This window comes from uncultured Aquincola sp., from assembly GCF_964001545.1.
GTDB lineage: Bacteria > Pseudomonadota > Gammaproteobacteria > Burkholderiales > Burkholderiaceae_C > Aquincola.
This window is the reverse complement of sequence record NZ_CAXFDV010000501.1, coordinates 1-8224: the sequence shown is the minus strand read 5'-3', so window position 1 is coordinate 8224 and position 8224 is coordinate 1. Positions and strand designations below refer to the sequence as shown.

The 8224-nt window shown below is 71.0% G+C and carries 6 protein-coding genes; 4 read left to right on the top strand and 2 right to left on the bottom strand.

All coding sequences use genetic code 11. The features are described 5' to 3' along the window. The 4 genes from ABNT58_RS17090 to ABNT58_RS17075 form a co-directional block, all read left to right on the top strand. Positions 1-1127 (top strand): histidine kinase (locus ABNT58_RS17090; RefSeq protein WP_348754649.1); only part of this gene is annotated, 1127 nt, incomplete at its 5' end. Then, positions 1124-1768, top strand: a complete 645-nt coding sequence (locus ABNT58_RS17085; protein ID WP_348754648.1) for a response regulator transcription factor — start codon at positions 1124-1126, stop codon at positions 1766-1768. The genes ABNT58_RS17090 and ABNT58_RS17085, both read left to right, overlap by 4 nt. Before the next feature lie 262 nt (positions 1769-2030). Further along, positions 2031-3263 (top strand): peptidase C39 family protein, encoded by a 1233-nt coding sequence (locus ABNT58_RS17080; RefSeq protein ID WP_348754647.1) that lies wholly within the window; start codon positions 2031-2033, stop codon positions 3261-3263. Beyond that, on the top strand, positions 3236-4804 hold the full coding sequence (locus ABNT58_RS17075) for a RimK family protein (protein ID WP_348754646.1): 1569 nt from the start codon (positions 3236-3238) through the stop codon (positions 4802-4804). Before ABNT58_RS17080 ends, ABNT58_RS17075 begins: the two co-directional genes overlap by 28 nt. Here the strand turns inward: ABNT58_RS17075 and kdpE are convergent. Continuing rightward, positions 4801-5496 carry a two-component system response regulator KdpE gene (gene kdpE, locus ABNT58_RS17070; protein WP_348754645.1) on the bottom strand — a complete coding sequence of 232 codons (696 nt, stop codon included), beginning with the start codon at positions 5494-5496 and terminating at the stop codon, positions 4801-4803. The two genes, ABNT58_RS17075 and kdpE, sit on opposite strands and share 4 nt — an antisense overlap. After that, complete coding sequence (locus tag ABNT58_RS17065; protein WP_348754650.1) at positions 5469-8216, bottom strand: DUF4118 domain-containing protein; 2748 nt, start codon at positions 8214-8216, stop codon at positions 5469-5471. Before ABNT58_RS17065 ends, kdpE begins: the two co-directional genes overlap by 28 nt. Positions 8217-8224: the final 8 nt, after the last annotated feature.

The following is an 8224-nucleotide window of genomic DNA, read 5'->3' as shown; positions in this document are numbered from 1 at the left end:
GGCACCTGCGCATCGAGTTCGTGGACATGCAGGGCCAGCTGATCGACACCAACCGCCGCACCGACGAAGCGCCGCCCGAACGGGCGCCCGCCTGGTTCGAGCGGCTGCTGGGCGCCCAGGAGGCAGCAGCGCCGGTGTCGCGGCCGGTCTGGTTCAGCGGCCAGGCGGTAGGTTGGCTGCGCATCACGCCCGACCCCACGGCCGAGATCGCCGAGATCTGGTCCGACGCCGCCGGCCAGCTGGCGCTGATCGCCGGGCTGTTCGTGCTGATCAACGGCGCGGTGTACTGGGCGGTGGGCCGGGCGCTGGCGCCGGTGCGGCAGATCCTGCAGGCGCTGGTGCGGCTGGAACAAGGCAGCCTGGCCACCCGGCTGCCGGCCTTCGACCTGCCGGAGCTGGCGCGCATCGGGCACCACTTCAACACCATGGCCGACCAGCTGCAGCAGACCATCACCGACAACCGCCGCCTGACGCAACGCATCGTGCGGCTGCAGGAGGACGAGCGCAAGGCGCTGGCGCGCGACCTGCACGACGAGATCGGCCAGTCGCTGACGGCGATGAGCGTGGAGGCCGCCGCCATCGAGCGCGCCGGCGACCTGGCCACCGCACGCCGCGGCGGCGGCGCCATCGCCGCCGTGTGCCGCCAGACCATGGCGCTGGTGCGCGACATGCTGCACCGCCTGCGGCCCGATGCGCTGGACCAGCTGGGCCTGCCCGCCGCGCTGCGCGACCTGGCCGAGCAATGGCGCAGCCGCAATCCGCACATCGTGTTCGCCACCGCCATCGAGGACGACGAGCTGGGCGAGCTGGACGAGGAGGTGGCGATGACGCTGTACCGCGCGGCGCAGGAGTGCCTGACCAATGCGCTGCGCCACGCCCGGCCCGGCTTCGTGGTGATGCGGCTGGGGCGGCTGGGGCGGCTGGGCGCCGACCACCGGCAGGTGGAGCTGGTGGTGCGCGACGACGGCCTGGGCTTCGACCTGCCCACGGCCGGCGGCGGCTACGGGCTGGCCGGCATGCGCGAGCGGGTGCACGGGCTGGGGGGTCAGGTGCAGGTGCACAGCGCACCCGGCGCCGGCACCACGGTGCGCGTGGCCCTGCCTTGCCGGGTGCAGGTGCCGGCATGACGGCGCCCCCGGGTCCGCACATCCTGCTGGCCGATGACCATGCCGTGCTGCGTGCCGGCCTGCGGCGGCTGTTTGAATCCGCAGGCCTGCGGGTGGTGGGTGAAGCCGAAACCGGTGAACAGGCCTGCCAGCTGCATGCCGAGCTGCAGCCGCACGTGCTGGTGATGGACTTGTCGATGCCGGGCATGGGCGGCATCGAGGCGCTGCGCCGGGTGCGCCAGCGCGATGCCAGGGCCCGCGTGGTCATCCTCTCGATGCATGAAAGCGCCACCTTCGCCACCCAGGCGCTGCGCGCCGGGGCGCTGGGCTACGTGGCCAAGTCGGCGGCGGCCGACGAGCTGATCGAAGCGGTGCAGCAGGCCGCGCAGGGCCGGGTGTTCATCAGCGCCGCCATTGCCCGGCAGATGGCCAGCAGCCGCAGGCCGCCCGGCACCGATCCGGCCACGCAGCTCAGCAGCCGCGAGTTCGAGATCTTCCGCCTGCTGGCCGAAGGCCAGGGCCTGGAGGCCATCGCCGCCCGGCTGCACATCAGCATGAAGACGGTGGCCAACCACCAGACCATGATCAAGCAGAAGCTGCGCGTGGGCACGCCCATCGAACTGGTGCGCCTGGCCCTGCAGCACGGGATCGTCGCGGGCTGAGGCGGGCGGGCGCCGGGCCCTGGCTGCGAGGGCTGAACACGCGAAGAGTCTTTGCACCGTCTTTACGGCCGTGCCGCTTCAATGGGGACCATGGACAGGAGGTTCGCCATGAAGTCTTGCAAGGTCTCACCGCGGTGGTCCCGGGGCCCGGCGGCCGCTCATGCCGAGCTGCGCGACCCGGAACCTTCAGCGGTGCCGACGTCGGCCTGGCCGCCGCGGCATCCGCTGGAGTCGATGCTGCTGAACCGCCGCCGACGCGCCCATGGCTGCACACACCGGTAGCCGTCACGCGCCGCACGGCGAGCCTCGCGCCCAGCAGCCGCCCCGGCCAGGCCGGCCCGACACCACGCCCGGCCCCGATGTCGTCGTGCGCGCCGCCGTGAGCGCCGACCTCCCCGGCCTGCTGCAGCTGGAGCAGCAGTCGTTCGACGGCGACCGCATTTCGCGCCGCAGCTGGCGCCGGCTGCTGCTCAGCCCGACGGCGCAGGTCTTCGTTGCGACGTCCGGCAGCTCGCCGGCCACGCCCCTGCTGGGCGCGGCGGTGCTGCTGCTGCGCAGTCGCAGTTCAGTGGCCCGGCTGTACTCCCTGGCCGTGGACCTCCATGCGCGCCGGATGGGCGTCGGCCACCGGCTGTTGACTCATGCGCTGCAGCAGGCCGTTGCCGCCGGGGCTGCCGTGATGTCGCTGGAAACGCGGGACGACAACGCAGCCGCGCAGGCGATGTTCAGGCGTCATGGCTTCAACCAGGTCGGGCACCGACCGGGCTACTACCACGATGGCGCGGGCGCCAGGGTGTTCCACCGCTCGTTGTGGAACCACGCCGTCGGCTTGCGCGTTGCGGCATCGCGGGCGCCCTTTCATCCGCAGACGCTGGACTTCACCTGCGGGCCCTGCGCCCTGCTGATGGCGATGGCGGCACTGGAGCCTGGCACCGCATTGACGCGCACCGCCGAAATCCGTCTGTGGCGCGAGGCGACCACGGTGTTCATGGCCTCCGGGCATGGCGGTTGTGGCCCCTTCGGCCTGGCGCTGGCCGCCTGTCGCCGCGGCTTCCAGGCCCAGGTCCATGCCCCCGATGGCGCCATGTTCGTCGACTCGGTACGCGATGCGCGCAAGAAGGCGGTGATCGACCTGGTGGAGTCCGACTTCAGGGCGGAGTTCGCGCGCTCGGGCTGCCGGTCCTCCGCCGCGCCGGTCACACCCGGCGTGCTCGCCGCCGCGCTCGCGGCGGGCGCGGTGCCCGTGGTGCTGATCAGCCTGTGGCGCCTGCATGGCGAAAAAGGCCCCCATTGGGTGGTCGTCACCGGGTTCGACGGCCATGTCTTCCGCATCCTCGATCCGATCTCGGACGCGCCCGCGGGCCTCGACCCCGGCGTGTCCGTCAGCGTCGAGGAGTTCAAGCGGATCACCCGCTACGGACGGCGCCGTCTGTCGGCAGCGGTCATTCTCTCGAAGGAACATCCACCTTGTCATCCGATCACCTCGTCGTTGTAGAAAAGCTCAGTGACTTCCGATGGACCGGCCAGGCCGCGCCTGCCGATACCGATGTGGTCACGGCCGAGGCCTTCATCGCGGAGATGCAGCAAGCACCTTCGGGCGCTGCGCGCCGGCCGCGCAAGATCATCAACCTGTGCCGCGAGTACGGCTACCTGAGCCTGGGCTACTACTGCTCGCTGCTGGCCGAAGCCCGCGGCGACCGGGTGACCCCCAGCGTCGAAACCATCCTGGACCTGTTGCAGCGGCATGCCCGCCAGGCCCTGCTGCCCCAGCTGGACCGGCTGGTCGGGGGCCTCGATGCGGTACCGCGGTCGGTGGACAGCCTGGCCTTGCATGTGTACTTCGGCCATGTGGACGACGCCGCGCTGAGCCAGCTCGCCCGCAAGGCCTTCGAGCTGTTCCGCTGCCCCTTGCTCGAGATCCAGCTCGAGCGCGCCGCGGGCTCGGCGCAATGGCATGTGGCGTCGGTCGAGTCGCTCGACCCGCGGGACGTGGACACGTCGCGCGACACGCTGTTCATCAGTGCGCTCACCGAGTTCACAAGGCGGCGGTGGCACCCTGCGCGCCCGGTGACCGCGCCGAAGATGGACCTGGCGATCCTCCATGACCCCGATGATCCGCTGCCGCCCTCCAGCACCAGGACGCTTCGCCACATGGCGGACATCGGCCGTGCGATGGGCATCGAGGTGGAGCTGATCCGCCGCCACGACTACTCGCGCCTGACGCAGTTCGACGCGCTGCTGATCCGCGAGACCACGGCCGTGCCGCACCACACGTTCAAGTTCGCCAGGAAGGCCGCTTCCGCGGGCATGCCGGTGATCGACGACCCCGGCTCCATCATGCGCTGCACCAACAAGGCCTACCTGGCCGAGCTGCTGCAGGGCCACGGCGTGGCGACGCCCCGCACGCGTCTGGTGAGCCGCCGCACGATGGCCCGGCTGGAGCGCGACATGCGGTATCCGGTGGTGCTGAAGGTGCCGGACGGCTCCTTCAGCCGCGACGTCAAGAAGGCCGATGACTTCGCGCAGTTCCAGGCGCTGGCGCTGTCCATGCTCAAGGAGTCCGAGATCGTGCTGGTGCAGGACTTCATGTACACCCCCTTCGACTGGCGCGTGGGCGTGCTCGACGGCCAGCCGCTGTTCGTCGCGCGATACCACATGGTGCGCGACCACTGGCAGATCATGCAGCACGCCGCCGTCGGCGGCGCCACCGAGGGTCGCACCGAGGCGGTGGCGGTGCAGCGCACGCCGCACCGGGTGCTCGAGACGGCCATCCGCGCGGCGGCGCTGATCGGTGATGGCTTTTATGGCGTCGACCTGAAGGAAACGCCCGAAGGCGTCTTCGTGATCGAAGTGAACGACAACCCGAATCTGGATGTCGGCGCCGAAGACCAGGTGCTGGGCGATGAGCTCTACCGCCGGCTGCTGGGGCATCTGCACAGCCTCTTCGAGGCGCGAGGCGCAAGCGGTGCTGCCGGCCGCCCGGACGCGAAGGCCTTGCCGACGGCGCTGCCCATCCTGGCAGCGCAGCAGGCCTAGGCAGTCACCAGCCGGTAGCCCACGCCCAGCTCCGTCACGATGTGGCGGGGTTGGGCAGGCTGGTCCTCGAGCTTGTGCCGCAGGTTGCCCATGTACACCCGCAGGTACTGCGTGCTTTCCACGTGGCTGGGGCCCCAGACTTCACGCAACAGCTGTCGGTGCGTGATGACACGGTCCGCATGGGCCACCAAGGCCGCCAGCAGCCGAAACTCGATGGGCGTCAGATGCACCTCGACATCCTGCTTGCGCACCACGCGGCCCACCAGGTCCACCGCCACGTCGCCGAAGCGCAGCACGGTGCTGCCAGGGGTCTGCGCGACGCGCAGCCGGCGCAGCACCGCCCGCGTGCGCGCCAGCAGTTCATGCACACCCACCGGCTTGGTCACGTAGTCGTCGGCACCGGCGTCCAGCGCCTCCACTTTCCCGGCCTCCTGGGTGCGCGCCGACAGCACGATGACCGGCACGGTCGACCAGCCTCGCAGGGTGCGGATGAACTGCACGCCGTCGCCGTCGGGCAGGCCCAGGTCGGCGATGACCAGATCCGGCCGCCGCGTGCCGGCTTCGATGAGGCCGCGCTGCACCGTGGCCGCCTCGTGCACGTGCCAGCCTTCCGAAGCCAGCGAGCTGCGCACGAACTGGCGGATCGCGTCGTCGTCCTCAACGATCAGGACGACGGGTGGGGCGGTGGGCATGGTGCACTGTCCGCAAGCGCCTGTGCGTCCACCGCCGGATCGATGGTCGGCGGCGTGCCGCGCGGCAGGCTGAAGATGAAGGTCGCCCCGGTGGGCGGCGTCGATTCGACCCAGATGCGCCCGCCGTGCGCCTCGACGATGGCGCGGCAGATCGACAGCCCGAGGCCCACGCCGGGCGTGGCCGATTCGGAGGTGCCCCGCGTGAACTTCTCGAAGATCGCGTCCTCCCTGCCCTTGGGCACACCCGGTCCATGGTCGCGCACGTGCACACGAACCTCCTGCGCCTCGGCGCGCACATGGACCTCCACCGGCGAGCCGGCCGGGGTGTACTTGGCCACGTTCTCGAGCAGGTTGGCCAGCACGCGCTCGATCAACACCGCATCGCAGGCCACCAGCGGCACGTCGGCATCGACCCTGGCCTGCAAGGGCCGCCCCGCCAGCAGGGCGCGCTCCGCGTTCAATGCGCCGCCCACGATCTCTTCCATCGACTGCCACTCCACCCGCAGCCGGATCTCGCCGCTCTGGATGCGTGCCATGTCGAGCAGGTTGGTCACCATGTCGGCCATGCGCATGGCCTTCTCGCCCAGGCTGGCGGCCAGCTCCGACTGGAACGGGCTCAACGGCGGCTGGCTGGCCGCCAGCGTCTGCGCCGTGCCCACCAGCGCAGCCAGCGGCGTGCGCAGGTCGTGCGACAGCGCGGCCAGCAGCGAATTGCGCAGGCGCTCGGATTCCATCTGCACCGTCGCCCCCTGCGCCACCTCGATGTAGTGCACCCGTTCCAAGGCCATCGCGGTCAGCGCGGCGAAGGTTTCCAGCTGCTGCCGTTGTTCAGGGATCAGCAGGAAGCGGGGCTCCTCGGGCTGGACGGCCAGCACGCCGCGTGAGCGCATCGTGGCCTTCAGCGGCAGGTACAGCCAGGCGCTGCCGGCCAGCGTGTCGGTGTTCAGGCCGGCCGCCTGCTGGTGGTCCAGCGTCCACTGCGCGGTGCCCAGGTCGAGGCCCGGCGGGTGGCCGGCGGGCGGCTGCAGGCGATCGTTGAGGTCCAGCACGAAGATGGCCACCTGGGCGCGGAACTCGCGCGAGATCACCGCGCAGGCCACTTCCACCGCCTGCTCCTGCGTGAGCATGTTCGACAGGTCGCGGGCCGCCTCGAACAGGGCGCGTGAACGGGCCTCGCGGTGGCGGGCCACACGGGCCTCGAAACGCAGCCCGGCCGTCAACTGCCCCGTGACCAGCCCGACCACCAGCATCACCGCGAAGGTCAGCAGGTACTGCACGTCGGACACGGCGAAGGACAGGCGCGGCGCCACGAAAAAGTAGTCGAAGGCGGCCACGTTCAGAAAGGCCGCGAGCACCGCAGGGCCCCGACCCAGCCCCACCGCCACGCCAACCACCGCCAGCAGGAACACCATCACGATGTTGGCCAGGTCGAAGTAGGGCACGAGCAGGTGCGTCAGCAACGTGGTGGCTGCACAAGCCCCCGCGGCGATGGCATAGCGGCGCAACGCGCGTGCCAGCGCGCCGTCCCGCACCTGCGGCTCCGGCGGTCGGGCGGGCGGCGATCGACGCCGACCCGATTCGCCCACCTCGAAGCGGTCGATGTCGGGCGCCAGCGCCGTGATGGCGGGCCCCAGCGTGCGCCGGGGCCACCACGACGGCAGCCAGGCCGGCGGGCGGGCATGCCCCAGGACCAGCTTGGACAGGTTGTGCTGCCGCGCATGGTCGACCAGCGTCCGGGCGACGCCCTGCGCGGACAGCACCGCGGTGCGCGCGCCCAGGTCCTGCGCCAGCTTGACGGTCTGCAGGATGCCTTCGCGCCGCCGCCCGTCCAGCCGTTGCAGGGCCGGCGTTTCCACATACACGGCGTGCCAGGTCACTGCCAGCTGCTGGGCCAGCAGGGCCGCGCTGCGCACCACATGTTCGGCGCCCTCTTCGGGCCCGATGCAGCACAGCAGCGCACCTTCGGTCTTCCACACCTGCGCGATGGCGCGGTCGGTGCGCCAGGCCTGCACGTCGTCTTCCACGCGGTCGGCGGTACGCCGCAAGGCCAGTTCGCGCAGGGCCATCAGGTTGCCCTTGCGGAAGAAGCTGCGGGCGGCGCGCTCGGCCTGCACCGGCAGGTAGACCTTGCCCGCGGCCAGGCGCTCGATCAGCTCGTCGGCGGTGGTGTCCACCAGCACCACCTCGTCGGCCTTGTCGAAGAAGGTGTCGGGCAGCGTCTCGCGCACCACGATGCCGGTGATGCCGCCCACCACGTCGTTCAGGCTTTCCAGGTGCTGCACGTTGAGCGTGCTGTACACGTCGATGCCGGCGGCCAGCAGCTCTTCCACGTCCTGCCAGCGCTTGGGATGGCGCGAGCCGGCCACGTTGGAATGGGCCAGTTCGTCGACCAGCACCAGCGCCGGCCGGCGCGCCAGCGCGGCGTCCAGGTCGAACTCGGCCAAGCGCTTGCCGCGGTAGTCGATCTGCGCCGGCGGCAGCACCGGCAGGCCTTCCAGCAGCGCTGCGGTTTCGCTGCGGCCATGGGTTTCCACCACGCCGGCCAGTACGTCCACGCCTTCGGACAGCAGCTTGCGCGCGGCCACCAGCATCGCGTAGGTCTTGCCCACGCCGGCGGAAGAGCCGAAGTAGATGCGCAGGTGGCCACGCGCCGCGGAGGCTTCTTCGTGCCGGATCTGCGCCAGCAGCGCATCAGGGTCGGGGCGTTGTTCGTCGGTCATGGAATGCG

Excerpts from the sequence above, each read along its gene's own strand:
- ABNT58_RS17085 (WP_348754648.1), top strand. The coding sequence starts at position 1,124 with ATGACGGCGCCCCCGGGTCCGCACATCCTGCTGGCCGATGACCATGCC.
- ABNT58_RS17080 (WP_348754647.1), top strand. The coding sequence starts at position 2,031 with ATGGCTGCACACACCGGTAGCCGTCACGCGCCGCACGGCGAGCCTCGC.
- kdpE (WP_348754645.1), bottom strand. The coding sequence starts at position 5,496 with ATGCCCACCGCCCCACCCGTCGTCCTGATCGTTGAGGACGACGACGCG.
- ABNT58_RS17065 (WP_348754650.1), bottom strand. The coding sequence starts at position 8,216 with ATGACCGACGAACAACGCCCCGACCCTGATGCGCTGCTGGCGCAGATC.